The sequence below is a fragment of the Polaribacter sp. P097 genome, from assembly GCF_036864555.1.
Classification (GTDB): Bacteria; Bacteroidota; Bacteroidia; order Flavobacteriales; family Flavobacteriaceae; genus Polaribacter.
The window spans coordinates 1171400-1197335 of sequence record NZ_JAZETJ010000001.1; the positions used below are offsets into that span (position 1 = coordinate 1171400).

Annotated in this window: 23 protein-coding genes and 1 tRNA gene; 15 read left to right on the top strand and 9 right to left on the bottom strand. The window is 31.8% G+C overall.

Annotated features, from left to right (window positions below):
- Position 1 precedes the first annotated feature (1 nt).
- The 4 genes from V7R38_RS05385 to V7R38_RS05400 all read left to right on the top strand — a co-directional run bounded on the left by V7R38_RS05385 (position 2) and on the right by V7R38_RS05400 (position 4010).
- A complete protein-coding gene (locus tag V7R38_RS05385) occupies positions 2 to 1216 on the top strand; it encodes an aminotransferase class V-fold PLP-dependent enzyme (protein WP_334056465.1) in 1215 nt (404 codons plus the stop codon).
- A gap of 216 nt (positions 1217 to 1432) precedes the next feature.
- Positions 1433 to 2500 (top strand): zinc metalloprotease, encoded by a 1068-nt coding sequence (locus V7R38_RS05390; RefSeq protein WP_334056466.1) that lies wholly within the window; start codon positions 1433 to 1435, stop codon positions 2498 to 2500.
- A 66-nt stretch (positions 2501 to 2566) separates the two neighbouring features.
- Entirely contained in the window at positions 2567 to 2989 is a 423-nt protein-coding gene (locus tag V7R38_RS05395; RefSeq protein WP_334056467.1) for a hypothetical protein, read from the top strand.
- A 49-nt stretch (positions 2990 to 3038) separates the two neighbouring features.
- A complete protein-coding gene (locus V7R38_RS05400) occupies positions 3039 to 4010 on the top strand; it encodes a type I phosphomannose isomerase catalytic subunit (RefSeq protein WP_334056469.1) in 972 nt (323 codons plus the stop codon).
- A gap of 69 nt (positions 4011 to 4079) precedes the next feature.
- Here the strand turns inward: V7R38_RS05400 and V7R38_RS05405 are convergent.
- Positions 4080 to 4153, bottom strand: a tRNA-Asn gene (locus V7R38_RS05405).
- Between the two features lie 182 nt (positions 4154 to 4335).
- On the opposite strand from V7R38_RS05405, the gene V7R38_RS05410 reads away from it, so the two are divergent.
- The 6 genes from V7R38_RS05410 to V7R38_RS05435 all read left to right on the top strand — a co-directional run bounded on the left by V7R38_RS05410 (position 4336) and on the right by V7R38_RS05435 (position 12563).
- Positions 4336 to 7065 carry a 2-oxoglutarate dehydrogenase E1 component gene (locus tag V7R38_RS05410; protein WP_334056471.1) on the top strand — a complete coding sequence of 910 codons (2730 nt, stop codon included), beginning with the start codon at positions 4336 to 4338 and terminating at the stop codon, positions 7063 to 7065.
- Between the two features lie 33 nt (positions 7066 to 7098).
- Positions 7099 to 8322 carry a 2-oxoglutarate dehydrogenase complex dihydrolipoyllysine-residue succinyltransferase gene (odhB, locus tag V7R38_RS05415; protein WP_334056472.1) on the top strand — a complete coding sequence of 408 codons (1224 nt, stop codon included), beginning with the start codon at positions 7099 to 7101 and terminating at the stop codon, positions 8320 to 8322.
- A 41-nt stretch (positions 8323 to 8363) separates the two neighbouring features.
- The gene (locus V7R38_RS05420; RefSeq protein WP_334056474.1) at positions 8364 to 9248 is read left to right on the top strand and encodes a hypothetical protein; all 885 of its coding nucleotides are present in this window, start codon (positions 8364 to 8366) and stop codon (positions 9246 to 9248) included.
- A 60-nt stretch (positions 9249 to 9308) separates the two neighbouring features.
- Positions 9309 to 9674, top strand: a complete 366-nt coding sequence (locus V7R38_RS05425; RefSeq protein ID WP_334056476.1) for a DUF2200 domain-containing protein — start codon at positions 9309 to 9311, stop codon at positions 9672 to 9674.
- A 78-nt stretch (positions 9675 to 9752) separates the two neighbouring features.
- Positions 9753 to 12152: a helix-turn-helix domain-containing protein gene (locus tag V7R38_RS05430; protein ID WP_334056478.1), complete on the top strand. Its 2400-nt coding sequence runs from the start codon at positions 9753 to 9755 to the stop codon at positions 12150 to 12152.
- A gap of 39 nt (positions 12153 to 12191) precedes the next feature.
- On the top strand, positions 12192 to 12563 hold the full coding sequence (locus V7R38_RS05435) for a VOC family protein (RefSeq protein WP_334056480.1): 372 nt from the start codon (positions 12192 to 12194) through the stop codon (positions 12561 to 12563).
- A gap of 1 nt (position 12564) precedes the next feature.
- On the opposite strand, the gene recJ is transcribed toward V7R38_RS05435, so the two are convergent.
- Entirely contained in the window at positions 12565 to 14250 is a 1686-nt protein-coding gene (recJ, locus tag V7R38_RS05440) for a single-stranded-DNA-specific exonuclease RecJ (RefSeq protein ID WP_334056482.1), read from the bottom strand.
- A 21-nt stretch (positions 14251 to 14271) separates the two neighbouring features.
- Positions 14272 to 14697 carry an OsmC family protein gene (locus tag V7R38_RS05445; RefSeq protein WP_015481333.1) on the bottom strand — a complete coding sequence of 142 codons (426 nt, stop codon included), beginning with the start codon at positions 14695 to 14697 and terminating at the stop codon, positions 14272 to 14274.
- Positions 14698 to 14776: 79 nt separating this feature from the next.
- On the opposite strand from V7R38_RS05445, the gene V7R38_RS05450 reads away from it, so the two are divergent.
- Both V7R38_RS05450 and V7R38_RS05455 read left to right on the top strand, forming a co-directional pair.
- On the top strand, positions 14777 to 16951 hold the full coding sequence (locus V7R38_RS05450; RefSeq protein ID WP_334056485.1) for an Ig-like domain-containing protein: 2175 nt from the start codon (positions 14777 to 14779) through the stop codon (positions 16949 to 16951).
- Between the two features lie 5 nt (positions 16952 to 16956).
- Entirely contained in the window at positions 16957 to 17559 is a 603-nt protein-coding gene (locus V7R38_RS05455; protein ID WP_334056487.1) for a carboxymuconolactone decarboxylase family protein, read from the top strand.
- On the opposite strand, the gene V7R38_RS05460 is transcribed toward V7R38_RS05455, so the two are convergent.
- The 5 genes from V7R38_RS05460 to V7R38_RS05480 form a co-directional block, all read right to left on the bottom strand.
- Positions 17549 to 18121: a uracil-DNA glycosylase family protein gene (locus tag V7R38_RS05460; RefSeq protein WP_334056488.1), complete on the bottom strand. Its 573-nt coding sequence runs from the start codon at positions 18119 to 18121 to the stop codon at positions 17549 to 17551. The genes V7R38_RS05455 and V7R38_RS05460 overlap by 11 nt on opposite strands.
- Positions 18121 to 19479 (bottom strand): dihydrolipoyl dehydrogenase family protein, encoded by a 1359-nt coding sequence (locus V7R38_RS05465; RefSeq protein ID WP_334056489.1) that lies wholly within the window; start codon positions 19477 to 19479, stop codon positions 18121 to 18123. The genes V7R38_RS05460 and V7R38_RS05465 overlap by 1 nt, the downstream gene beginning before the upstream one ends.
- 77 nt (positions 19480 to 19556) lie before the next feature.
- Entirely contained in the window at positions 19557 to 19898 is a 342-nt protein-coding gene (locus V7R38_RS05470) for a HopJ type III effector protein (protein WP_015481328.1), read from the bottom strand.
- 2 nt (positions 19899 to 19900) lie between these two features.
- Complete coding sequence (gene rsmI / locus V7R38_RS05475; protein ID WP_015481327.1) at positions 19901 to 20575, bottom strand: 16S rRNA (cytidine(1402)-2'-O)-methyltransferase; 675 nt, start codon at positions 20573 to 20575, stop codon at positions 19901 to 19903.
- Between the two features lie 5 nt (positions 20576 to 20580).
- Positions 20581 to 20940 (bottom strand): cupin domain-containing protein, encoded by a 360-nt coding sequence (locus V7R38_RS05480; protein WP_334056492.1) that lies wholly within the window; start codon positions 20938 to 20940, stop codon positions 20581 to 20583.
- Between the two features lie 123 nt (positions 20941 to 21063).
- On the opposite strand from V7R38_RS05480, the gene aspS reads away from it, so the two are divergent.
- The 3 genes from aspS to V7R38_RS05495 are packed head-to-tail and all read left to right on the top strand — an operon-like array spanning position 21064 to position 25355.
- On the top strand, positions 21064 to 22818 hold the full coding sequence (gene aspS, locus V7R38_RS05485) for an aspartate--tRNA ligase (RefSeq protein ID WP_015481325.1): 1755 nt from the start codon (positions 21064 to 21066) through the stop codon (positions 22816 to 22818).
- Between the two features lie 43 nt (positions 22819 to 22861).
- Positions 22862 to 23569 (top strand): DUF6503 family protein, encoded by a 708-nt coding sequence (locus V7R38_RS05490; protein WP_334056495.1) that lies wholly within the window; start codon positions 22862 to 22864, stop codon positions 23567 to 23569.
- A 10-nt stretch (positions 23570 to 23579) separates the two neighbouring features.
- Positions 23580 to 25355 (top strand): chloride channel protein, encoded by a 1776-nt coding sequence (locus tag V7R38_RS05495; RefSeq protein ID WP_015481323.1) that lies wholly within the window; start codon positions 23580 to 23582, stop codon positions 25353 to 25355.
- 1 nt (position 25356) lies between these two features.
- Here V7R38_RS05495 and V7R38_RS05500 read toward each other — a convergent pair whose 3' ends face one another.
- The gene (locus V7R38_RS05500; protein WP_334056498.1) at positions 25357 to 25890 is read right to left on the bottom strand and encodes a tubby C-terminal domain-like protein; all 534 of its coding nucleotides are present in this window, start codon (positions 25888 to 25890) and stop codon (positions 25357 to 25359) included.
- Positions 25891 to 25936 lie beyond the last annotated feature (46 nt).

A 25936-nucleotide genomic window follows, 5' to 3' on the forward strand; every position in this document is an offset into this window, starting at 1 on the left:
CATGTTTAATGTAGATAAGATTAGAGAAGATTTTCCAATACTAAAAAGAAAAGTACATGGTAAACCTTTGGTGTATTTTGATAATGCAGCAACTTCTCAAACACCTCAAGTTGTTATAGATACTATTGTAGATTATTACAGCAATTACAATGCAAACATTCACAGAGGTGTGCATACATTAAGCCAAGAAGCTACAGATAAATACGAAGAAGCTCGTATAAAAATTCAACATCATTTTAATGCGAAAGAAGCTTATGAAATTATTTTAACTGCAGGTACAACACATGCCATTAATATGGTAGCTTCAGGTTTTGAGTCTTTATTGAGTAAGGGAGATGAATTAATTGTGTCTGCTTTAGAGCATCATTCTAATATTGTGCCTTGGCAAATGCTTTGCGAAAAAACAGGCGCTATTTTAAAGGTAATACCAATGACTGCTGATGGTGTGCTAGATATGCAAACCTATCATGAATTGTTAAATGAAAATACAAAACTTGTTTTTTGTAATCACGTATCTAATGCTTTAGGTACCGTAAATCCTATAGAAGAAATTATTGAAGCCGCACATAAAGTTAATGCTGCTGTTTTAATTGATGGTGCACAAGCTACACCTCATATTAAGCCAGATGTACAGGCTTTAGACGTAGATTTTTATGTAGCATCTGCTCATAAATTATGTGGGCCAACAGGAGTTGGTTTGTTGTATGGTAAGCAAGAATGGTTAGAAAAATTACCACCTTATCAAGGAGGAGGAGAAATGATTGCCACTGTTTCTTTCAAAAAAACTACCTATGCAGGTTTACCTCATAAGTTCGAGGCTGGTACTCCAAATATCTGTGGAGGAATCGCTTTTGGTGCAGCTTTAGATTACATGAATTCTGTTGGTTTTGATAATATTGCATCTTATGAAAATGATTTGTTAGTTTATGCTACAGAAGAATTACTTAAAATTGAAGGATTAAAAATCTATGGAACATCAGCAGAAAAAACTGCAGTTATTTCGTTTAATGTAAATGAGATTCATCCTTATGATATTGGAGCAATTTTAGACAAATTAGGCATTGCAGTTAGAACTGGGCATCATTGTGCACAACCTATTATGGATTACTTTCAAATACCAGGAACTGTAAGAGCATCGTTTTCTTTCTACAATACGAAGAATGAAATAGACGTTTTTGTGAACGCATTAAAAAGGGCAGTTACTATGTTGTCATAAATTCAAGCTTTTCTTATAAAAATTTAAAAATCATCAATATTTGATGATTTTTTTTATGAATTATTTTGAAATGTTAAAATTAACTGTATATTCGCATCGTTAAAAAATTTAACATAATTATGAATAATTGTTATTATTTAAACATTTTTATTAATTATTTTATAAAAAATTAACTTACTTTAACTTTTTAATTAAACCCCAAAACCATTTTAATTTATGAGAAAATCATTATTAGGCTTGCTATTAGCAACAGGAATTTTTGTGGGATGTCAAGATGAAACAACAGACATTTCAAACGATCAACAATCTAAAATAGATATGAGCGACTTTTTTGTTCATACAGACGATTTAGAAGCTAAAGGACCATCAGAAAAAGATGGTAAAGAATGTTATTCTATGCAGGTTTTAAATAAACAACTTGCAGAAAATAAAGGGCTTTATAAAAAAATGTACGATATTGAATATGCTACTAGAAGTTTTATTGCTGGAAAAAAGCCATCTGGTGCTGGTAATGGAAATGGAAATGGTGGTGGAGGAAATGATGGTGGAGGAGACCCACCAGTTTCAGACAACTTAGGTGTTGTAAACATTCCTGTTTATGTGCACGTTGTTTATAGTAACTCAAATGAAAATATTTCTGATGCTCAAATTAACTCTCAAATTGCAGTTTTAAATGATGATTTTAGAAGAACTAATAATGATGCAAACAATACACCAAGTGCTTTTGCAGGTGTAGCAGCAGATACAGAAATTACATTTTCATTAGCGGGTACATTTAGAAACGCAAGTACAACAACTGCTTGGGGTACTAATAATGCAGTAAAATCTGCTTATCCTCCTGTAAATCCAGAAACTCATATGAATATTTGGGTTGCAAATATTGGTGGTGGAATTTTAGGTTATGCACAATTTCCTGGAGGTAGCCTTGCTACAGATGGTATTGTAGTTTCTCCTCAGTATTTTGGAACAACTGGTTACGTTGCTGCTCCTTTTGATGGTGGTAGAACTACAACTCACGAAGTTGGTCATTATTTAAACTTAAGACATATTTGGGGTGATGGAAGATGTAACAGAGATGATTTTGTTGCAGATACACCATCTTCAGACAGACCAAATTATGGTTGTCCTACAACAGCATATCACTGTAGAAGTAATGATCAATTCATGAATTACATGGATTATACAGATGATGCTTGTATGAATATGTTTAGTGAAGGTCAAAAAGAAAGAATGAGAGCTTTATTTGCTTCAGGAGGTGGAAGAGCTTCAATTGCAGGAAACTAATACTTTCAAAAATTTAGTAAAAAGGCGTCTTTAGACGCCTTTTTTTTGTTAATTTAAAAATCAATTATGAATAAATACATTAAACTTTTGGGTTTCTTGGTCTTTTTTGCGTGCCTAGATTGTAAGAGTCAAGATGCGCGTCAAGAGGATAATCTATCAATAAAATATGAAGCTAAAACTAGAGGTTCGTCTTTTTTAATGACTATCGAAAATGGTAAATTCAATTTTAGTTCTTCAGATACAAAACAAATTAAAGTTTTAAGCAAAACTCAAATAAGCAAACTAACTGAATTGGTAAATGAAATTGATTTATCACAAATAAATCAAATGGAAGCACCTTCAGAAAAAAGGTATACAGATGGTGCTATGTTTGCAGCCCTAAATATCACAAAAGACAATACCACATATAGTTCTGTTGAGTTTGATCATGGTAATCCACCTAAAGCTTTACGCAGTTTATATGCATATATGATATCATTAAACGAGTAAAACACTTCTAAAAAGGTCATTTTGTTATCTTTGAATAAAATAAATTATTATGAATTTTTATCCTTTAAAGTTTACGCCTTTGTATAAGTACAGAATTTGGGGTGGTGAAAAACTAAAAACAGAATTAAATAAAGAATACACAGAAGAGAATATTGGTGAGTCTTGGGAAATATCAGATGTTTCTGGAGATGAAACCTTAGTTGCAGATGGTAATTTAGAAGGTAAATCATTAAGAGATTTAACCAATGAGTTTAAAGGAGATTTCGTTGGAAACAACGTGTACGAAAAATTTGGTGAAGAGTTTCCTTTACTAATTAAGTTCATAGATGCAAAAACACCTCTTTCTATTCAGGTGCATCCTAGTAATGAAATAGCAAAAGAAAGGCACAATTCATTTGGTAAAAATGAAATGTGGTATGTAATGCAAGCAGATGAAGAGGCTGAGTTAATAGTTGGTTTTGATAAAGAAATTAATAAAGATGAATACCAAGAGCATCTAAAAAACAATACAATTTTAGAGGTAATGCATCATGAAAATGTAAATAAAGGTGATACTTTTTACATTCCTACAGGTAGAGTACATGCAATTGGAGCAGGAGTTTTGTTGGCAGAAATTCAGCAAACTTCAGATATTACCTATAGAATTTACGATTATGACAGAGTAGATGCTAAAACTGGTAAAAAAAGAGATTTACATAATGAGCAAGCAATAGATGTTATTGATTATCAAGTGCATGATAGTTACAAAACGTCTTATGAGTTAGATAAAAATAAATCTAACAAACTAGTGCATTCGCCATATTTTACTACAAATATTTTAGATGTAGATTCAAAAATTATAAAAGATTATTCAGCTATAGATTCGTTTATCATTTTTATGTGTGTAGAAGGTAATGCAACTATTCATCATGAAAATAAAACATATACTATAAATTGTGGTGAAACGATTTTGTTGCCAGCTGCAATTAACAGTATTAATATTGAGGCTTCTAGCGCAAAATTATTAGAAGTGTATTATTAAAAAAGAAGTATTTTAAGTTTGAATTGTATAAATAAAAAAGCCTTATCTAAATTAGATAAGGCTTTTTTGCTCCCCCTCTTGGACTCGAACCAAGGACCCTCTGATTAACAGTCAGATGCTCTAACCAACTGAGCTAAGGAGGAGTTTGCTTCACAATTTGTGATTAGCGAGTGCAAATATATATTATTTTAGAATATTGCCAAATACTTTTTTATTTTTTTTAATAAAATTTTAATGATTTATATTCCTAAATAAATTACGCAATATTTTTAAAAATTGTATTTTTGTTTCAATTAGTAGCTTAAACAAAAGCATAAATAATTATATGGACAAATTTTCGTTCTTAAACGCAGCACACACAGGCTTTATAGCAGATTTATACGATCAATATTTAGTTAACCCAGATTCAGTAGAACCAAGTTGGAGAAGTTTTTTTCAAGGTTATGATCTTGCAAATGAAAACTATTCGTTAACAGATGAAGAAGTTTCTACAGAAATTCCACAAGAAGTTAGAAAAGAATTTTTAGTTGTAGACTTAATAAATGGGTATAGAACTAGAGGTCATTTGTTTACAAAAACAAATCCTGTTAGAGATAGAAGAAAATACGAACCAACTTTAGCTATAGAAAACTTTGGTTTAACTCAAGATGATTTAGATAAAGAATTTTCTGCAGGTGATGTTTTAGGCATTGGTAGAGTAAAATTATCTAAAATTATAGATCATCTTAAAAGCATTTATTGCGATTCTATTGGTGTAGAATACATGTACATGCGTAATCCTGAGAAATTAAAATGGTGGCAAGAGCGTTTAAATGAAAACGATAATCACCCTAACTACAGTCAGGATTCTAAGAAATACATCTTATCTAAATTAAATCAAGCAGTTACATTTGAAAGCTTTTTACAAACTAAATATGTAGGTCAGAAGCGTTTTTCTTTAGAAGGAGGAGAAACATTAATTCCTGGAATTAGTGTAATGTTAAGAGATGCTGCAGAGAAATACGGAGTTAAAGAATGTGTTTTAGGTATGGCTCACAGAGGGCGTTTAAATACCTTAGTGAACATCTTTAAAAAACCTGTAAGAGATTTGTTCAGTGAGTTTGAAGGTAAAGATTTTGAAGACCAAGATATAGATGGTGATGTAAAATATCACTTAGGTTTAACGTTAAGTAAAACCTACAGAGATGGTAATGAAATTAAAATGAATTTAGTTCCAAATCCATCTCACTTAGAAACTGTTGCAGCAGTTGCAGAAGGTATTACAAGAGCTAAAATTGATAGAAAATACGATGGAGATTCTAGTAAAATCTTACCAATCGTTATTCATGGAGATGCAGCTATTGCTGGGCAAGGTATAGCTTACGAGGTTGTACAAATGGCTAAACTAAATGGTTACAAAACTGGTGGTACTATACATATAGTTGTAAATAACCAAATAGGTTTTACAACCAATTATTTAGATGCACGTTCTAGTACATATTGTACAGATGTTGCAAAAGTAACGTTATCTCCTGTATTGCACGTAAATGCAGATGATACAGAAGCTGTTTGTCATGCAATGGAAATGGCTTTGCAGTTTAGAATGAAATTTAAAACCGATATTTTTATTGATTTATTAGGATATCGCAAATATGGTCATAATGAAGGTGATGAACCTCGTTTTACACAGCCTAAATTATACAAAGCAATTTCTAAGCATAAAAATCCGAAGGAAATTTATGCAGAGAAATTATTACAAGAAGGTTCTATAGATTCATCATATGTAAAAGAAATTACAGATGAATTTAAAGGAATGTTAGAAAGAGAGTTTGATAATTCTAAGCAAGACGAAAATTCGAAAGTAAAAGAATTTATGGAGTCTACTTGGGAGGGCTTTGAGCGTCAGAACGAAACTGCCATGCTACAAACTTTAGACACAAAGTATCCTGTAGATGGTTTAAAGCATATTGCAAAAGTAGTTTCGACTGTTCCTGAAGGTGCAAATTTTGTAAGAAAAGCAGAACGTATTTTACAAGGTAGAGCTAAAATGGCATTCGAAACCAATCAATTAGATTGGGGAATGGCAGAAAATTTAGCTTATGGTTCATTAATGGAAGAAGGCTTTAATGTTCGTATATCTGGGCAAGATGTAGAAAGAGGAACATTTTCGCACAGACATGCTGTTTTAAGAGATGAAAAAACAGAAGAACGTGTAAATTTATTAAACACTAACCCAAACAATAAGGGTAAAATGACGATTTACAATTCGTTATTATCTGAGTATGGTGTGTTAGGTTTCGATTATGGTTATGCCATGGCTAACCCAAATACATTAACAATTTGGGAAGCACAGTTTGGAGATTTTTCAAACGGAGCACAAATCATGTTCGATCAATATATTTCTGCTGCAGAAGACAAATGGAAAGTTCAAAACGGAATTGTAGTTTTATTACCTCATGGTTATGAAGGGCAAGGATCAGAACATTCATCTGCAAGAATAGAACGTTATTTACAGCTTTGTGCAGAAGATAATATGACAGTTGCAAACTGTACAACTCCAGCTAACTTTTTCCACTTATTGCGTCGTCAAATGAAACGTGATTATAGAAAACCATTAATTGTTTTTACTCCTAAAAGTTTACTTAGACATGTAAAAGCGGTTAACACCATAGAAGAATTAGCTACTGGAGAATTCCAGGAAGTAATAGACGATACAATTAACCCAGATAAAGTAAAGAAATTAGTTTTCTGTATGGGTAAATTCTATTATGATCTATTAGCAGAAAGAGAAGAAAATAATAGAGAAGATATTGCATTAGTTAGAATAGAGCAATTATTCCCACTTCATAAAGAAAAAATTCAGCAAGTAATAGACAGATATCCAAATATTGAAGAATATATTTGGGCACAAGAAGAACCTAGAAATATGGGTGCTTGGAGCTACATGTTACAAAGATTTGAATTGAAAAACCTATCTGTACGTTCTCGTAAATATTATGCAGTACCAGCAGCAGGTTCAAGTACACGTTTTAAGAAAAGACATAAAGCTGTAATAGACAGCGTTTTTAATAGTTAATAAGAGATTTAGAATAAATATAAAAGAGAAACCATGAGTGTTTTAGAAATGAAAGTTCCTTCTCCAGGAGAATCAATCACAGAAGTAGAAATTGCAACTTGGTTAGTTGAAGATGGAGATTATGTTGAGAAAGATCAACCAATTGCAGAAGTAGATTCAGACAAAGCTACTTTAGAATTACCTGCAGAAGAAAGCGGAATTATCACTTTAAAAGCAGAAGAAGGTGATGCTGTTGCTGTTGGTGAAGTAGTATGTTTAATAGATACAAGCGCTTCTAAACCAGAAGGAGGAGATTCATCAACTGAGGAAAAACCAACCAAAGAAGCTCCAACACAAGAGCATAAAGTTTCTCCAGCAGTAGAGAAAAAAGATACCTATGCATCTGGTGTTGCATCTCCTGCAGCTAAAAAAGTTTTAGCTGAAAAAGGAATTGAAGCTTCAACAGTAAAAGGTACTGGTAAGGATGGCAGAATTACTAAAGATGATGCTGTAAAAGCAGTACCATCTATGGGTACTCAACCTGCAAACGGAACTCGTGGAACTGAGCGTAAGAAAATGTCTATGTTACGTAGAAAAGTTGCAGAACGTTTAGTAGCTGTAAAAAGCGAAACTGCAATGTTAACTACGTTTAACGAAGTAAATATGCAGCCAATTTTTGATTTAAGATCTCAATATAAAGAAGATTTTAAAGCAAAGCATGGTGTTGGTTTAGGGTTCATGTCTTTCTTTACTTTAGCAGTAGTTAGAGCATTAAAAATGTACCCAGATGTAAACTCTATGATTGATGGAGATTACCAAGTAAAACATGATTTTCAAGATATTTCAATTGCAGTATCTGGTCCTAAAGGATTAATGGTACCTGTAATTAGAAATGCAGAAGACTTATCTTTTAGAGGTGTAGAAAGCGAAGTAAAACGTTTGGCCTTAAGAGCTAGAGATGGGCAGATTACTATTGATGAAATGACAGGAGGAACCTTCACAATTACCAATGGTGGTGTTTTTGGTTCTATGTTATCTACGCCAATTATTAATCCACCTCAAAGTGCAATTTTAGGAATGCACAATATTGTAGAAAGACCAATTGCTGTAGATGGTGGTGTAACAATTGCACCAATTATGTATGTAGCATTATCTTACGATCATAGAATTATTGATGGTAGAGAATCTGTAGGTTTTTTAGTTGCTATTAAAGAAGCATTAGAAAACCCTGTAGAATTATTGATGGATAATAATCCAACAAAAGCATTAGAAATGTAATTTTATTCTTTTCAATATCCAAAAATAAGAAGCACGACAGTATGATTAAAAAGGTCATTTTTTTCGCAAGTGCTCTTCTTATTTTTGGGTGTTCTAAAGAAAATCCACTTCAAGTTTCTTCTTATCAAAAAGGAGAACTTATTTTTGACTATCAAAACATTGAGAATGATACCCTCAATGCTTCTCAAAGAATTTATGACGAACAATTGGAGTTGTTTTACACAGGTTGGGGCGTTTATGAAGATATTATTTTTCCAGGTACAACAATAAATTGGTCTTTAGATCATACCAATAGTACTAGCAATATAAAGTTACACTGTGCAATAACAGGAGGAGACCAATACAATAATGTATTTTTCACAAACACAAAAGCTTTAAAATGGCAAGGAGAACCTTGGCAGTATCAAGAAGCAAAGTATTTGGTATATGAATTAGATTTGTATATAGATGGAGAATTAGACTGTTCTAACTCAGATTTAGCAACAATAGAAGGTATAGAACTTACTTGGCAACATATAGAATTGCCTTTTTCACATGGATTTGGATTACAATTTAGTAAAGCTGGTGAATGGCGTTTTTGGAATGATGAGCAAGATGCAGATAATATGCCCATTGGTTGGCAATCATTCAGTCCTAAAATTAATTTTTGTTTGTCTCCAAAAGAATGGCACACCATTAAGTTAGAAAGTTATATCACTGAAAATACTATTGTTTACAAATCAATGATTATTGATAATGAAGTATTTAGTTTGCAAAACACAACTTTACCTTACGTAAATGCAAAAAGCGGCTGGGTAGAAAACTTTATTCAAATAGGCATGCAAATCAATGGTAATAAGTCAGTTAAAAACTCAGTAGGTGTAGATCCTGTTGCTGTAATTTTAGACAATGTTAATTTTAGAGGTTATCAATTAATTACAGAGTAACCAAACCTTTCTTATTTCTATTACCATAGAATTTTTTGTAAATTCGGCTAAACCAAATTTATGAGCACAACTACAGACAAGCATAATGCTAGAATAGCTAACATGAAGTTCTATTCTGTATATCCTCATTATGTAACAAAGATTGAGAAAAAAGGCAGAACCATTAATGAATTACATCAAGTAATAGAATGGTTAACAGGTTTTAATTCAGAGAAACTTCAACAATTAATTAACGATCAAGTCACTTTTACTACTTTTTTTGAAGAAGCAAATTTAAATGATAATGCTAGTTTGATTAAAGGTGTTATTTGTGGTTATAGAATAGAAGAAATAGATAATGAGTTAACCCAAAAAGTAAGATATCTAGATAAATTGGTAGATGAACTTGCAAAAGGTAGAAAAATGGAGAAAATTTTACGCTCTTAAACCAAACATTCTAGGTAACTTTTTAATACGATATTTAAGATATAATTCAGGTTTGTTTATCTTGCATCAAAAAGTAAAATGCCCACAAATCCTGAATTAGAACTTGCCTTAAGTTTTATCGAAAAAACAGATAGAAACCTTTTCATTACAGGAAAAGCGGGTACAGGTAAAACTACTTTTTTACATCAAATTAAAAATGAATCTTTAAAAAGATTAGTAATTGTAGCGCCTACAGGTGTTGCAGCAATTAACGCAAAAGGGGTTACAATTCATTCCTTTTTTCAAATGCCTTTTGGGCCTATTTTGCCCAACCAAACTCAAAACAATCAGCAACGTAGATTTTCTAAAACAAAGATTGATATTATTAAGTCTTTAGATTTAGTAATTATTGATGAAATTTCTATGGTACGTGCAGATTTGTTAGATGGTATAGATCAAGTTATGCGCAGATACAAAAACAGAAATAAGGTTTTTGGTGGCGCACAAGTATTAATGATTGGAGATTTACAGCAATTAGCGCCAGTTATAAGACCAAATGAATGGAGTTTATTGCAACAGTATTATAATACTGTTTACTTTTTTAGTTCAAAAGCTTTTCAAGAAGCCAATGTTGTATCCATTGAATTAAAGCATATTTATCGTCAGAAAAACGAAAAATTTATTACCATTCTTAATGAGATTCGAAACGACAATCTGTCTGATAAGTCTGCTAAAATTTTGAATGAAAGGTTTCATCCTAGTTTTTCTCCAAGTGCAGACGACAATTATATAACGCTCACCACACATAATAAAAGAGCAAACACCATTAACGATTCTGAATTAAATAAGCTTAACAACAAAACCCACTTTTTTACAGCTGATGTTTCAGGTAAGTTTAATGAAAATTCATTTCCTAATGACGAAAAGTTGGCGCTAAAAGTTGGTGCTCAAGTTATGTTTATTAAGAATGACTCATCACCAGAAAAAAGATATTTTAATGGTAAAATAGGTGTAGTTACAGATATTTCTAGAGATAGTGTTTCTGTGCAATGCCCAAATGAAATTGATGAAATTGTTACAGAAAGAGAAAAGTGGGATAATGTAAATTATTCAATAAATGACGAAACCAAAGAAATTAAAGAAGATGTAATTGGCTCATTTTCTCAAATCCCATTGCGTTTAGCTTGGGCAATTACCATCCATAAAAGTCAAGGATTAACATTCGATAAAGCCATTATAGATGCAGAAGCTTCTTTTGCTCATGGGCAAACTTATGTGGCTTTAAGTAGGTGTACTTCTTTAGATGGTTTGGTTTTAAAAACACCAATTACTAGCAGTGCCATTATTAATGATCAAACTGTGAGTCAGTTTAACGAACGTGTAGAAGAAAATCATCCAGATGAAGCAGATTTAATAGCATCAGAAAAAGATTTTCAGTTAAATTTAATTGCTGAATTGTTCGATTATCAAAAGTTCTTATATCCAATTTCTAGGTTGATAGATATTTTCTACAAAAACCAAACGAGTATAAAAGGTGATGTTATAGATCATTTACAAACCATAAAAGATGATGGAGTAGCAGCTTTGATGAAAGTTACGAACGGGTTTAAAAATCAGTTAACAACATTAGCCGAGAATAGTGTGTTGCCCGAAAATAGTTCATCTATTCAAGAACGATTTTTAAAAGGGGTAGATTATTTTTTGAATACAACCACTACTAATATTCAAAAACCAATTGATGCCATTGAGTTTTCTACAGACAATAAAGCTATAAAAAAAGATTTTTTAAAGCAGTTTGATGCCTTGCAAGAACTATTAGAAGAAAAATTATTTGCCTTGCAAAAAATGAAGATGGGCTTTAAAGTTCAAGATTATTTACAAGTAAGAGCCAATGCAGTTTTGCAAAAATCTGAACCTAAAAAGAAGAAGAAATTAAGTTCAAAACGCGATCCTATTTTAGCATTAAAGTTGCGTGAGTTGAGAGATGATATTTCTAAGGCAGCAAAAATTCCACACTTTCAAATATTTACCCAAGAAACTTTATACGCCATTTGCGATGCTTTGCCAAGAACTGAAAGAGAGTTGCTAAAAATTTCTGGAATGGGTAAAATTAGAGTACAGAAATATGGTGAAGAAATTTTAGAAGCAATAGAAGAATACTGTTCAGAAAACGGAATTAATAAGTTTAATGAACAAAAGAAAGAAGATAAAAAGTCTACAAAACAAATTTCGTTTGAATTGTTTAAGTCTGGCTTATCTATTCCAGAAATTGCAAAAGAACGCAGTTTAACCAAAGGTACAATAGAAAGTCATTTAGCAAGTTTTATTCCTTCAGGAGATGTTGATATTCTAGAGTTAATAGAATTAAAGCGCTACAAAAAGATTGTAAACCAAATAGAGGAAGTAGAATTTAAAAACCTCACAGAATTAAAAGAAAAGGTAGATAAATCATTCACTTTTATGGAATTAAGAATGGTTTTACTTTCTATGGAGAGATAATTTCTTAACTTTAAGTCATCAACCAAAAAACTTATTTATATGATATTAGGTGCATTTTCTAATAGTTTAGCAGTAAAAGACATTCAAAAATCAAAGGAGTTTTACGAAAAGTTAGGTTTTTCTGTTTTTGCAGGTGAGCTTGAAAAAAAGTATCTCATTATGAAAAACGGGAATGCTTTAATAGGTCTTTTTGAAGGGATGTTTGAAAATAATATTATGACATTTAATCCTGGTTGGGATGAAAATGCAAGTGAACTAAAAGAGTTTGATGATGTTCGAAAAATTCAAAAACACTTAAAAGCAAATGATATAAAATTTGAGCAAGAGGCAGATGAAAACAATTCTGGGCCAGCTAGTTTGGTAATTTTAGATCCTGATGGAAATACAATTCTAATTGATCAGCATGTTTAGATTATTTCAAATCTTTTAAAACCAATTGAATGGATTTATGACCATTCCAAATATTTTCGTCTAAGGTATAGACGATATCAAAATCGTTTTGAGCTTCTTCTAATTTATCACCCAAACCAAAACCAATAGCTCCAAAAGTTTGTTTATTATCACCCTGAAAAACATTTAATTTTAGGTGGGATTGGTCTGCACCTACTTTTTTACCATAACCATTGTCTCTAACACTACTTGTTTTAAATACGGGCTTCATATTTTGAGGGCCAAAAGGCGCCATTTGTTCTAGAATCCTGAATAATTTTGGAGTAATTTCAGAAAGTTCTATTTCTGCATCAACTGTAATTTCTGGAGTAAGAAGGTTTTTATCTATAGTATTAGAAACAACTTCTTCAAATTTATTTTTAAACTTGTTGTAATTTTCTGGCAATAACGTTAAGCCAGCAGCATATTTATGGCCTCCAAACTGTTCTATAAATTCAGAGCAAGCTAATAAGGCATTATATACATCAAAACCCTTTACAGATCTAGCAGATGCTGCCAATTTATCGCCACTTTTTGTAAATACTAAAGTAGGTCTGTAATATTTTTCTATTAATCTAGAAGCTACAATACCAATTACACCTTTATGCCAATCTTCTTGATAAACAACAGAAGTAAATTTATTTTCTTCATTATTATCTATAATTTGAATTAAGGCTTCGTCTGTAATTTTTTTATCAAGATCTTTTCTGTCTGCATTAAAAATCTCTATGTCTGCAGCAAATTGTACAGCCGAATCAAAATCCATTTCAGTCAACAATTCTACAGCATAATTACCATGTTTCATTCTACCTGCAGCATTAATTCTAGGTGCAATAATAAACACAACATCTGTAATGGTTAGCTCTTTCTTTTTAGTTTGATGAACTAATGCTTTAATTCCATTTCGAGGATTGTTGTTAATTACTTGTAAACCATAGTAAGCAAGAACTCTGTTCTCGCCATTCATAGGTACAATATCTGCAGCAATGGCTGTAGCTACTAAATCTAAATAAGGCACAAACTCTTCTATAGTTTGTTGCCTAGAAACACCTAAGGCCTGTATGAGTTTAAAGCCTACTCCACAACCACAAAGTTCATCAAAAGGATAGGAACAATCTTCTCTTTTTGCATTAAGAACAGCCACAGCTTTAGGTATTTCATCTCCAGGTTTATGATGATCACAAATAATAAAATCTATGCCTTTTTGAGTAGCATAAGCCACTTTATCAATGGCTTTAATTCCACAATCTAAGGCAATAATTAAAGCGAAATCATTGTCTTCTGCAAAATCGATTCCTGCATAAGAAACTCCATAACCTTCTGCATATCTATCAGGAATATAAGTAGCAATATTAGGTGATAAAGTTCTTAAATAAGAGGCTACTAAAGATACAGCTGTTGTGCCATCTACATCATAATCTCCATAGACCAAAATGTTTTCTTGTTTGGCGATAGCTTTGTCAATTCTTGCAACAGCCAAGTCCATATCTTTCATTAAAAAAGGATCATGAATATCTTCTAAACTTGGTCTAAAAAATAATTTAGCCTCTTTAAAAGTATTAATATCTCTTTGACAAAGTATTTTTGCAACAGTAGGCGATACCTGCAATTCTTTTGCAAGTGATTTTACTTTTTCTAAATCTGGTGTTGGTTTTAAAGTCCATCTCATAGCAAATGTTGAACTTTAATTTTATAAATTATGTAAATGAATTTCTGTTTTTACATCAGCAAATTTTCTAAACATTTCCATTACTCCACAGTATTTGGTTACAGATAAATTTACAGCTTTTTGTATTTTATCTGGTTGTAATTCTGCATCCGAAAAATGATAATCTACCTTTACTTTATTATAATATTTTGGATGTTCATCTGTAAGTTCTGCAGTTACTTCTATATGAAACTGCGCTACTTCAGCCCTCATTTTTTCTAAAAGAGATACTACATCTAAACCAGAACAACCTGCCAAAGAAGATAACATTAATGCTTTTGGAGCAAAACCTACAACATCTCCATTATCTTGAGATTTATCGAACATTGTTAGGTGATGCCCACTTGGATTATCTGTATCGAATTGAGACTTTTGAGTCCATTTTGTAGTAACTATATTTTTTACCATAATTTATATATTTAAAGAATGAAGTAGTAAATTGTGCTTTGTTACAAAAGTAAGAAATCACAAATAGTTTATCCTTAAAATGAAAAATTCTCTGCAACTAAAAACTAGGTTATTTTTTATCCTATGGTTTTGTAGTAATTTCTTTGTGTATGCACAAGCTGATTCTGCCCCTTCAATTACTGCAGAAGGTAGGCAACTTTTTTGTGCTGGATCTAGTATTAATATTGTAACCAATTTTTCTATTACAGATCCTGATGATTTAGGTATAGAAAATTTTTTCGTTCAGATTTCTGAGGGCTACCAACGTAATTTTGATTTGTTGGAATTAACAGGCAGTCATCCTAATATTTCTGCAAGTTGGAATCCGAATGAAGGTAAACTAACCTTATTACCTATAAACGGAACTACAGAAATTGAGTTTTCTGAATTAACGGCTGCAGTTAGGGCTATTGTATTTTCCACAACTGCCACAGATGTAGCAGAAGAAAAGATATTTTCACTTACTGTAGATGATGCAAATTATTTGCCAGCAACAGATCATTTTTATGAATTTGTAGCAGATGAAGGTATTACTTGGGCTCAAGCAAGACTGCTAGCAGAAAACAGAACTTATTTTGGTAGAGAGGGTTATTTAGCAACACTGACAAGTAGAGAAGAAGCAGATTTTGCAGGAAAACAAGCTGCAGGTGCTGGTTGGATAGGTGGTTCTGATGAAGAAACAGAAGGAGAATGGAAATGGGTTACAGGCCCAGAAGCAGGTACTGTTTTTTGGAGAGGTCAAGTAAATGGAACGTCGCCAAACTTTGCTTTTTGGAATAATGGAGAACCAAATGATTTTAGAGGAAATAATACTACAGGAGAAGACTATGCACATATTACAGACCCTTCTATAGGAATTTTAGGTGCATGGAACGATTTGCCAAATACAGGAGGTACAGATTTATACATTCCACGAGGTTATATTGTAGAGTATGGAAAACCAGGAGATAGCCCGTTAAATATTGTTGCTAGTACAAGCATTTATTTACCACAAATAATAGCAACAACATCTGCTACCATTTGTGAATCTGGTTCAGTTACAATCTCTGCAGAACCAAGTGAAGGAAATATTCTATGGTATGAAACGCAATCGGGTAATAACTTGCTAGGCAGTGGAAACAGCTTTACAACGCCATTTATTACAGAAAACACTACTTATTTTGCAGCAATTACCGTAAATGGTTGTAATTCTTATACAAGAACTCCTGTTACAGTAATTGTAAATCAAAGACCACAAATTACAGAAGTTACTAATGATTTAATTTGTTCTGGTGCTGCTTTATTAAGTGCAGAAGCAAATCAAGGAGATGTGTATTGGTATGAAACACCTACAAGTACCACTCCTCTTTTTATTGGCGATAATTATCAAACTCCAAATTTAAATGCAACTACAAGTTATTTTGTAGAAGCTAATAATTTAGACTGTATTTCTGTTGATAGAACAGAAGTTATTGCAGAAGTAGATAATACTATTCCTATTTTTGATTTGCTTCAACCTGAGTTTATTTTGTGTGAAGATATTGGTATTGTAGATTTAATAACAACAAATGCACAAGGCAATTACACCTATATTTGGAAAAGAGAAGGAGCATTATTACCTGAGAATACCGCCCAAATAAATGTAACTGAGACTGGCTCTTATGCTGTAAGTGCAGTATCTGCAGCAGGTTGTGTGTCAGCAGAACAAACTTTTTTAGTGATAGATAGTGAAAAGGCAACTATAACCATGAATGACGTCATCATTACAGATGATTCTAACAATAATTCCATTCAAATTGCAAATACAAATTTAGGAAATGGTACCTATGAATATGCTTTAGATGATGAGTTTGGTAATTATTCAGATAATGTAATTTTTCAAAATTTAACCACAGGTATTCACACACTTTATGTTAGAGATCAGGGAGGTTGTGGAACAGCTAGTTTGGTGTTTTCAATTTTGGCTTATCCAAAGTTCTTTTCACCAAATGGAGATAATAGCAATGATGTTTGGAAAATTTCTGGTTTCGATGAAACCTTTTATTCAATATCTACGGTTTTTATTTACAATAGATATGGTTCTTTAATTTTTAAAATGGATAACAATGAGGGCTGGAATGGTTTTACAAATGGCAAACCTGCACCCTCTAATACCTACTGGTTTAAAGTAACTTTAACCGATATTAATAATTTATCAATAGAAAAAACAGGCAATTTTAGTTTAATAAGAAAATAACAATTATGGCATTAGTAACACCTTTAGCAGCAGAACACGATTTAGAAACAAAAAAGTTAGCAGAGTTTTTTAATGAAACCTTAGGTTTTTGTCCAAACTCAGTGCTTACCATGCAAAGAAGACCAGCAATTTCTAAAGCATTCATCAACTTAAATAAAGCCGTAATGGCTAATGAGGGTAGAGTAACTTCTGCCTTAAAAAGAATGATTGCTTGGGTTTCTAGCAATGCTACAGGTTGTAGATACTGCCAAGCACATGCCATTAGAGCTGCAGAACGTTATGGAGCAGAGCAAGAGCAGTTAGATAATATTTGGGAATATAAAACCCACAAAGCATTTTCAGATGCAGAAAGAGCTGCGTTAGATTTTTCTTTAGCAGCTTCTATGGTACCAAATGCAGTAGACTCAAAAATCAAAGAAGAATTATATAAATATTGGGATGAAGGAGAAATCGTAGAAATGCTAGGTGTTATTTCTTTATTTGGATATTTAAATAGATGGAATGATTCTATGGGTACAACTTTAGAAGAGGATGCTATAGAAAGTGGAAATCAGTTTTTAGGTAAACATGGTTTTGAAGTTGGTAAGCACGATGGTTCTAAGTACTAAGTATTTTTGTAACCACTTTTTGTAAATCAGGAATTACCTCATTCGTAAACCAAGGATTTTTTTGAATCCAAAATCTATTTCTTGGAGATGGATGAGGTAATACAAAATATTCAGGTAAAAAACTTTGATAATTTTGTACTGTTTCTGTTAATGTTCTAGGTTTATTTTTTAAATAATAAGTTTGAGCATAGTTACCAATTAAAATTTTAAGTTGTACATTTTTAAATTGATGCATAACTTTAGAATGCCATAGAGGAGCACATTCTTTTCTGGGCAATTTATCTCCACTTTTTCCTTTGCCAGGAAAACAAAACCCTGTAGGTAGAATAGCAAAGTGATCTGTATTGTAAAACTGGCTTTCATCTACTTGTAACCATTTTCTTAACAATTTTCCACTAGGATCATCCCAAGCTTTATTTTTAAGGTGAGCAATTCTTCCAGGAGCTTGACTTATTAAAAGTATTTTAGAATTTTCCGAAGCAGCTATTATTGGCCTTGCTCCCAAATCTAAATGAGGTTCACAATGCTTACAATTTCTAATTTCTGCTAATAATTTTTGCATTAGTCTTCTTTAAACATACTTTTTAAATCACTTGCGTAAGAAGGATAGGTAAATATCATTTTCTTAAATTCACTTACAGTCATTTTAGCGTTTATGGCAGTCGTAAAAATATTAATGGTTTCATTTGCTTCACTACTTAAAAGGTGAGCACCTACAATTTGATCAGTTCTTTTGTTTACGATAATTTTATAAGCGTAAAAAGGTGCATTTTCTTTTTTTGCATTGTACCAATTAGATGCATCTCCCTTATAAACTTTAATGTTTTTATATCGTTTTTTTGCTTCTTCTTCTAAATAACCAACCATGGCTAAATTAGGATCTGTAAAAACGATAGAAGGTACTAACGGATTTTTAAATTTCTTGCTTCTTGCCTTTAAAATGTTATGACCAACAATATAACCTTGTAAGCCAGATAAAGGTGTTAAGGGCAAAGATTTACTAGAAACATCTCCACAAGCAAAAACATGTTTTGCACTAGAACTTTGTAAATAATCGTTTACCAAAACTCCAGATTCATCTGCTTTTATCGCAGCATTTTCTAAATTCAAGGCTTCTAAAGATGGTACTCTTCCAGAAGTGTTAAAGATGATGTGAGATTTTAAACTGCGCTCTTCCTTGCCAACTTTGTAGTTTAATTTTAATTTTTTTCTACCTTTTTCTACAGATAGAACATCTGCCTCAAAGATAAATTCAACACCATTGTTGGCTAAATTTTGTTTAATTTTTTCGGTTAGTGATTCTTCAAATTGAGATAAAATTCTAGGTCCTCTATCAATCATTGTAACTTTACATCCTAAGGTTGATAGCAAAAAACAGAACTCCATACCTATATAACCAGAACCAATAAAAGTAACTGATTTGGGTAGTTTTTTTAGGTTGAAGAAGTCATCACTAGTTTTTAAAAATTCTGCACCTTTAAACTTTAATGTTCTTGGTATTAAACCTGTTGCAATTACAAATTTATCTGCAATTACAGTTTTACCTTCTACAGAAATTTTATTTTTTGATATGAATTTTGGAGATTGATGATACAAATCGATGTTTAAATCAGCCAAATCTTCTTCAGTAGATTTTGGTACAGCTTCAGTAAAATTATTCTTGAATTTTAAAATATCATCCCAATTTATTTTAGGAAGTTTAGTAAACCCTAAACCTTTTAAATGTTTTGCTTTTTGTGTAATTTCTGCAAATTGAAGCATCACTTTTTTAGGGTCACAACCTCTAATAGCGCAAGTTCCTCCAAAAGCTTTATTATCTGCAATAGCTACCTTTAGACCTTCTTTTGCACAAATTTCGGCTGCTGTTTGGCCTGCAATTCCACTACCAATAACAAAAACATCATATTTAATTTCTTCCATAATAACTGTATCTAGGTATCAAAAATAATGTTCTTAGTAAATTGTTCTTAATTGTATTGCTGCAATTATGAACTGATTTACTTCTTAGAAAGTGCCTTATTGGCCAAAGTCAAACCATCAAAACCAAATTTCATAAAATTTCTAATATTTTGATGTGATGTACCTTCTGAATCTTCTAGAACATTTCTATAGTGTTCACCAAAGCAAATTAAGGTTTCTTTCTCTGTCAACTTTTGCGCTAGTGCAAAAGCAAAAACTTTACATGAGCCAGAGTTTTCGCCAGCCTTATTTGTAATTTCACCATTGGTGAATGCTGTTGGTATAAACGTATAATTATCTTCTATAAGCTGCATTGTTTCAGAAAACAACACTTGGTTTGGTTGGTTATTGAGTTTCTCTTTAAATTGAGTAATCGTCATTTTTATTTATTTTTTCCTTCTACAATTATTACAATTTCACCTTTTGGTGGCTTTTTTGTAAAGTGAGCTAAAACTTCGGCTGCAGTTCCTCTAACAGTTTCTTCAAACATTTTTGTAAGTTCTCTAGAAACAGAAACTTTTCTTTCTTCTCCAAAATATTCAATAAAATGGCCTAATGTTTTTACCAATTTATGAGGCGATTCATAAAAAATCATGGTTCTTGTTTCCTCAGCCAAAAGTAAAAAACGTGTTTGTCTTCCTTTTTTTACAGGTAAAAAACCTTCAAAAACAAACTTGTCATTTGGTAGGCCAGAATTAACTAAAGCAGGTACAAAAGCAGTGGCACCAGGTAAACATTCTACTTCAATATTATTCTCTACACAAGCTCTCGTTAGTAGAAATCCAGGATCAGAAATTGCAGGCGTTCCAGCATCAGAAATTACAGCACAAGTTTCTCCACTTTTAATTCTATTTAAAATGCCCTCAATAGATTTGTGTTCATTGTGCATATGATGACTATGCATTTGTGTAGAAATTTCAAAATGTTTCAACAGTTTTCCACTTGTTCTTGTGTCTTCTGCTAAAATAAAATCGGCTTCTTTTAGAACACGAATGGCTCTAAATGTCATGTCTTCTAAATTGCCTATTGGCGTTGGTACTAAATAAAGTTTACTCATAATTGTTAGATAGATTCGTAAGTTTCTACAGTAATATCTGCAACAACATCTCCTGTATGTTTTGTAGATAGTGGCTCAAATAATAAAATATGAACCTCTTCTTTGGCAACAGGTTTATGATCTACACCTTTAGGCACAATATAAAATTCACCTTCGTTTATAGTGATGATTTCATCTCGTAAATGCATTTCTAAAACTCCTTTTTGTACCATAAAAAGTTCATCTTCATTTTCATGATTATGAAAAACAAATTCACCTTTAATTTTGGCTAACAAAATTTGCTGACCATTTAATTCTCCTATTTTTTTTGGAGACCATAAATCTTTAAAAAGGCCAAATTTTTTTTGAATATTAACTACGCTCATAAAAACAAATTTACAAAGATTTTAATGGATAAAATGTGTAATTTTGCAGTCAGATCTCGAAATAAATTTGAGAAGATAATTTAAGGATATTCGCTTTTGGCGAAAGAAAATTTTCAATAAGAAATGTACAGAAGTCATTCTTGTGGTGCCTTAAGAGCATCACACATTAACACAGAAGTTACACTAGCAGGTTGGGTTCAAAAATCTAGAGACAAAGGTTTTATGGTTTGGGTAGATTTGCGAGATAGATATGGAATTACACAGTTAATTTTTGATGAGGAACGTACATCTAAAGACATTATAGAAAAAGCAAAGTCTTTGGGTAGAGAATTTGTAATTCAAGTGAAAGGTACTGTTATTGAAAGAGAATCTAAAAATGATAGGTTAGCTACTGGTGAAGTTGAGGTTTTGGTTACTGAACTAGAAATTTTAAACGAAGCTAAACTACCACCTTTTACAATTGAAGATAAAACTGATGGAGGAGAGGACATCAGAATGAAATATAGATACTTAGATATTAGAAGAAACCCTGTTAAAGACAGCTTAATTTTTCGTCATAAAGTAACTATGGAAGTTCGTAAATACTTGTCTGATCAAGAATTTATAGAAGTAGAAACTCCGTATTTAATTAAATCTACTCCAGAAGGCGCAAGAGATTTTGTGGTACCTTCTAGAATGAACGAAGGTCAATTTTATGCTTTACCACAATCGCCTCAAACCTTTAAACAATTGTTGATGGTTGGTGGAATGGATAAATATTTTCAGATTGTAAAATGTTTTAGAGACGAAGATTTGCGTGCAGACAGACAGCCAGAATTTACACAAATAGACTGTGAAATGGCTTTTGTAGAGCAAGAAGATATTCTAAATATTTTCGAAGGATTAACACGTCATTTATTAAAAGAAATTAATGGAGTTGAAGTAGATAAGTTTCCAAGAATGTTGTTTGATGATGCCATGCGTTTGTATGGTAATGACAAGCCAGACATTCGTTTTGGAATGGAATTTGGCGAGTTAAATGCAGTTACGCAACATAAAGATTTTAAGGTTTTTAATGATGCTGAATTAGTAATTGGTATTGCTGTACCTGGAGGGAATGCTTACACAAGAAAAGAAATAGACAACATTATAAAGTGGGTAAAAAGACCTCAAGTTGGTGCTCTTGGAATGATTTATTGTAGAGTTAACGAAGATGGTTCATTTAAGTCTTCTGTAGATAAATTTTACAATCAAGAAGATTTAGCAAAATGGGTTGAAGTTACAGGTGCAAAACCTGGAGATTTAGTTTGTGTTTTATCTGGTGAAACCAATAAAGTAAGAGCACAAATGTCTGCTTTACGTATGGAATTAGCAGAACGTTTAGGGTTGAGAGATCCTAAAGTATTTGCTCCTCTTTGGGTAATTGATTTCCCTTTATTAGAGTTAGATGAAGAAACAGGTCATTACCATGCAATGCATCACCCTTTTACCTCACCAAAACCAGGTCAATTAGAATTGTTAGATTCTAAACCAGGAGAAGTGAAAGCAAATGCTTATGATTTAGTGTTGAATGGAAATGAAATTGGTGGAGGTTCTATTAGAATACATGATAAAGCCACACAAGCAACCATGCTAAAACACTTAGGGTTTTCTGAAGAAGAAGCGAAAGCACAATTTGGTTTCTTAATGGATGCTTTTGAGTATGGAGCACCACCTCATGGAGGTTTGGCTTTTGGTTTAGATAGATTGGTTGCCATTTTAGGAGGCCAAGAAACCATTCGAGATTTTATAGCTTTCCCAAAAAACAATTCTGGTAGAGATGTAATGATAGATGCACCTGCCTTTATAGATGATGAGCAACTGCAAGAATTGAGTTTAAAACTCGATATTCAAGAATAAATTAAAATCCTGCTTTTGCAGGATTTTTTATTACATTTAAAATATGAAAAAATTAACCACACTTTTACTATTATTCATTGCTGTATCTGGATTTTCGCAAACTATGACAGGTGATGAATTATTGGAAAAAGCAATTCAGTTTCATGATCCAAATGGAAATTGGAATACTTTTAAAGGAGAATTGTTTGTAACCATGGAAACTCCTAAAAATGCAGATCGAAAAAGTAAAATAAATATAGATTTGCCCAATCAGTATTTTTCTGTACTTGCTAAAAGAGATACAATTATTACAGAGTTTATAGTTGATAAAGAGAATTGTAGTTTTAGTTTAAATGGAAAACAAGATTTATCTGCAGACCTAAAGAAGAAGTATAGTTTAAATTGTGAACGAGCTGAGTTGTATAAAAATTATTATATCTATTTGTATGGCTTACCTATGAAGTTAAAAGATGATGGAACAATCATACATCAAAAAGTAGAAAAACGTCAGTTTAAAGGAAAAGATTACTTGGTATTAAAAGCAACCTATAATAAAGAAGTGGGTAAAGACACTTGGTATTTTTATTTTAATCCAGAAACGTTTGCTATGGAAGTATATCAGTTTTTTAAAGATTCTAAAGACAGTGGAGAGTACATCTTGTTATCTGGTATAGAAACTATTAATGCTATTAAAATGCCAAAAGTAAGAGCTTGGTATTATAATAAAGACAATAATTATCTAGGTACAGATATTCTATCTAAAACCAAATAGTTTATTTTCAATGCCCACTAAAAATAAATATTTGAAACAAATTTTACTTTGGAGATATCAGTTTATTTCTGAAAGACAATTTATTTATGTTCTTAGTGTTTTAGTTGGTTTATTGGCAGGTTTAGGTACTGCTGTATTAAAGAACTTAACCTTTTTCTTTGAGAATTTATTGGAAGGTAAATTCATTAAAGATTTTCATTATTCATTGTACTTTATTTTTCCAATTATTGGTTTGATTTTGGTGTATTACATCAAAAGGAAAATCATAAAAAAAGAAATTGGGCATGGTATACCAACAACATTGCATGCAGTTTCTAAAAAAAACGGAATTATAGATAAATACAAGATGTATGCTTCTTTAATTACAGCCCCAATTACAGTTGGTTTTGGTGGTTCTGCAGGTTTGCAAGGCCCAGCAGTGAGTACAGGTGCTGCCTTAGGTTCTTATGTTGCTCAGTTATTTCACATGAGTGCAAAAACAAGAATGTTACTCATTGGTTGTGCAACAGCTGGTGCAATGTCTTCTATGTTTAAAGCACCAGTGGCAGCCATTGTTTTTGCTGTTGAAATATTTAGTTTAGATTTGGCTTTTGCATCTTTGGTACCCTTATTATTGGCTTCTGTTTCTGCAGTAATTACCTCTTATTTTTTCTTTGAAAAAGATGCACTTTTTGGTTTTCAGCTTATTGATGCATTTGAGATTAAAGATGTTCTCTACTATATTATTTTAGGTTTAGGTACAGGAGTTGCTTCTGTATATTTTTCTAAAATCTATTTTAGAATTACCAAGTTTTTTAATCATTTTAAGAAACCAATTCACAGGTTAATTCTTGGTGGAATAGCCATTGGAATTATGCTGTACTTTATACCACCATTATATGGTGAAGGATATGGTTTAATTAATAATTTATTGAATGGAAATACTGCAGATGCCCTAGCAACTTTACCTTATAAAGTAGATTTAACAAATATTTGGATTGTTATTGCATTTCTAATTCTAATAGCATTGTTTAAAGCCATTGCAATGACAACCACATTTGCAGCTGGTGGAGTTGGAGGAATTTTTATTCCGACTTTATTTATGGGAGCTTCTTTAGGCAATGTATTTGCAAAAATTATAAATGCTTTAGGAGGCAATGTATCCGAATCTAATTTTACCTTAATTGGCATGACTGGTTTAATGGCTGGAGTTTTGCATGCACCTTTAACCGCTATTTTTTTAATTGCAGAAATAACTGGAGGCTATGATTTGTTTGTGCCTTTAATGTTAGTTGCAGCCATTAGTTTTGCGTTTACCAAATACTTTATAGCGAACTCTATTTACACTACAGAATTGGCTAAAAGAGGTGAATTGATTACACACAATAAGGATAAGAATGTAATGATGATGATGAAGATTGATCGATTAATTGAAGATAACTTTAAAACCATTCATCCAGAAATGTTGTTAGGAGATATGCTTAAATCTGCAGTAGCAAAATCTACTAGAAACATTTTTCCTGTAACCAATGCAGATAAAGTTTTTTTAGGAATTGTATTATTAGATGATATAAGACCTTTTATGTTTGATACAGAAATGTATAATAATGTTACAGTAGAAACTTTAATGAAAGCTGCACCAGAAATTATTTTCTACGAAGATTCTGTGACAGAAATTATGAAGAAATTTAAAACAAGTGATGCTTGGAATTTACCTGTAGTTCAAGGCGATAAATATGTAGGTTTTATATCTAAATCTAAATTATTAACTGCGTATCGAAATAAGTTGATAGAAGTAACAAGTTAGTTTAACTCCAAGGATCTTCATTAGGCTCTAGTTGCTTTTGACTAGCAATAATAGATTTACTAGACCTGTTTTGCTCGCCGATTTTTAAGCAAGAATACAGTAGAAAAGCTATTTCTAAATCATTTTTATCAAGCATTAGTAATTTTACTTTACCTGCAAAATTTTCTTTGGTACAAGCTTCATTAAACTCAGCAATTTTAATTCCGTTTTTTAAAATTGACAACCTATCTTGAAAGTGAATTTTAATTTGATAGGTAATTTCGTTTACATCTATTGCAAAAACTGTTTTCTTATTGTTTTTAGAAATTAATTCTGATAAAACAGTATTGTTATTTTTGATCTGATATACCATTCTCCATTTCCAAAATTGAAATTGCTTGGTTACAACATATATTATTTGCTGATTGGCGTTAAAAACATCTGTATGAAATTTACCAAAACCAGAATACCAGGCAGAAGAAAATTTTAAGGTGTTTTCATCATAAACCTCTAGAGTGTTGTTGGTGTGTTGTATTCTGTAATTTTCTAAATCCATTTTAGAGCATATTTATAATAAAAATACAAAATGGAATTCATAAAAG

Excerpts from the sequence above, each read along its gene's own strand:
- V7R38_RS05385 (WP_334056465.1), top strand. The coding sequence starts at position 2 with ATGTTTAATGTAGATAAGATTAGAGAAGATTTTCCAATACTAAAAAGA.
- V7R38_RS05390 (WP_334056466.1), top strand. The coding sequence starts at position 1,433 with ATGAGAAAATCATTATTAGGCTTGCTATTAGCAACAGGAATTTTTGTG.
- V7R38_RS05395 (WP_334056467.1), top strand. The coding sequence starts at position 2,567 with ATGAATAAATACATTAAACTTTTGGGTTTCTTGGTCTTTTTTGCGTGC.
- V7R38_RS05400 (WP_334056469.1), top strand. The coding sequence starts at position 3,039 with ATGAATTTTTATCCTTTAAAGTTTACGCCTTTGTATAAGTACAGAATT.
- V7R38_RS05410 (WP_334056471.1), top strand. The coding sequence starts at position 4,336 with ATGGACAAATTTTCGTTCTTAAACGCAGCACACACAGGCTTTATAGCA.
- odhB (WP_334056472.1), top strand. The coding sequence starts at position 7,099 with ATGAGTGTTTTAGAAATGAAAGTTCCTTCTCCAGGAGAATCAATCACA.
- V7R38_RS05420 (WP_334056474.1), top strand. The coding sequence starts at position 8,364 with ATGATTAAAAAGGTCATTTTTTTCGCAAGTGCTCTTCTTATTTTTGGG.
- V7R38_RS05425 (WP_334056476.1), top strand. The coding sequence starts at position 9,309 with ATGAGCACAACTACAGACAAGCATAATGCTAGAATAGCTAACATGAAG.
- V7R38_RS05430 (WP_334056478.1), top strand. The coding sequence starts at position 9,753 with ATGCCCACAAATCCTGAATTAGAACTTGCCTTAAGTTTTATCGAAAAA.
- V7R38_RS05435 (WP_334056480.1), top strand. The coding sequence starts at position 12,192 with ATGATATTAGGTGCATTTTCTAATAGTTTAGCAGTAAAAGACATTCAA.
- recJ (WP_334056482.1), bottom strand. The coding sequence starts at position 14,250 with ATGAGATGGACTTTAAAACCAACACCAGATTTAGAAAAAGTAAAATCA.
- V7R38_RS05445 (WP_015481333.1), bottom strand. The coding sequence starts at position 14,697 with ATGGTAAAAAATATAGTTACTACAAAATGGACTCAAAAGTCTCAATTC.
- V7R38_RS05450 (WP_334056485.1), top strand. The coding sequence starts at position 14,777 with ATGAAAAATTCTCTGCAACTAAAAACTAGGTTATTTTTTATCCTATGG.
- V7R38_RS05455 (WP_334056487.1), top strand. The coding sequence starts at position 16,957 with ATGGCATTAGTAACACCTTTAGCAGCAGAACACGATTTAGAAACAAAA.
- V7R38_RS05460 (WP_334056488.1), bottom strand. The coding sequence starts at position 18,121 with ATGCAAAAATTATTAGCAGAAATTAGAAATTGTAAGCATTGTGAACCT.
- V7R38_RS05465 (WP_334056489.1), bottom strand. The coding sequence starts at position 19,479 with ATGGAAGAAATTAAATATGATGTTTTTGTTATTGGTAGTGGAATTGCA.
- V7R38_RS05470 (WP_015481328.1), bottom strand. The coding sequence starts at position 19,898 with ATGACGATTACTCAATTTAAAGAGAAACTCAATAACCAACCAAACCAA.
- rsmI (WP_015481327.1), bottom strand. The coding sequence starts at position 20,575 with ATGAGTAAACTTTATTTAGTACCAACGCCAATAGGCAATTTAGAAGAC.
- V7R38_RS05480 (WP_334056492.1), bottom strand. The coding sequence starts at position 20,940 with ATGAGCGTAGTTAATATTCAAAAAAAATTTGGCCTTTTTAAAGATTTA.
- aspS (WP_015481325.1), top strand. The coding sequence starts at position 21,064 with ATGTACAGAAGTCATTCTTGTGGTGCCTTAAGAGCATCACACATTAAC.
- V7R38_RS05490 (WP_334056495.1), top strand. The coding sequence starts at position 22,862 with ATGAAAAAATTAACCACACTTTTACTATTATTCATTGCTGTATCTGGA.
- V7R38_RS05495 (WP_015481323.1), top strand. The coding sequence starts at position 23,580 with ATGCCCACTAAAAATAAATATTTGAAACAAATTTTACTTTGGAGATAT.
- V7R38_RS05500 (WP_334056498.1), bottom strand. The coding sequence starts at position 25,890 with ATGGATTTAGAAAATTACAGAATACAACACACCAACAACACTCTAGAG.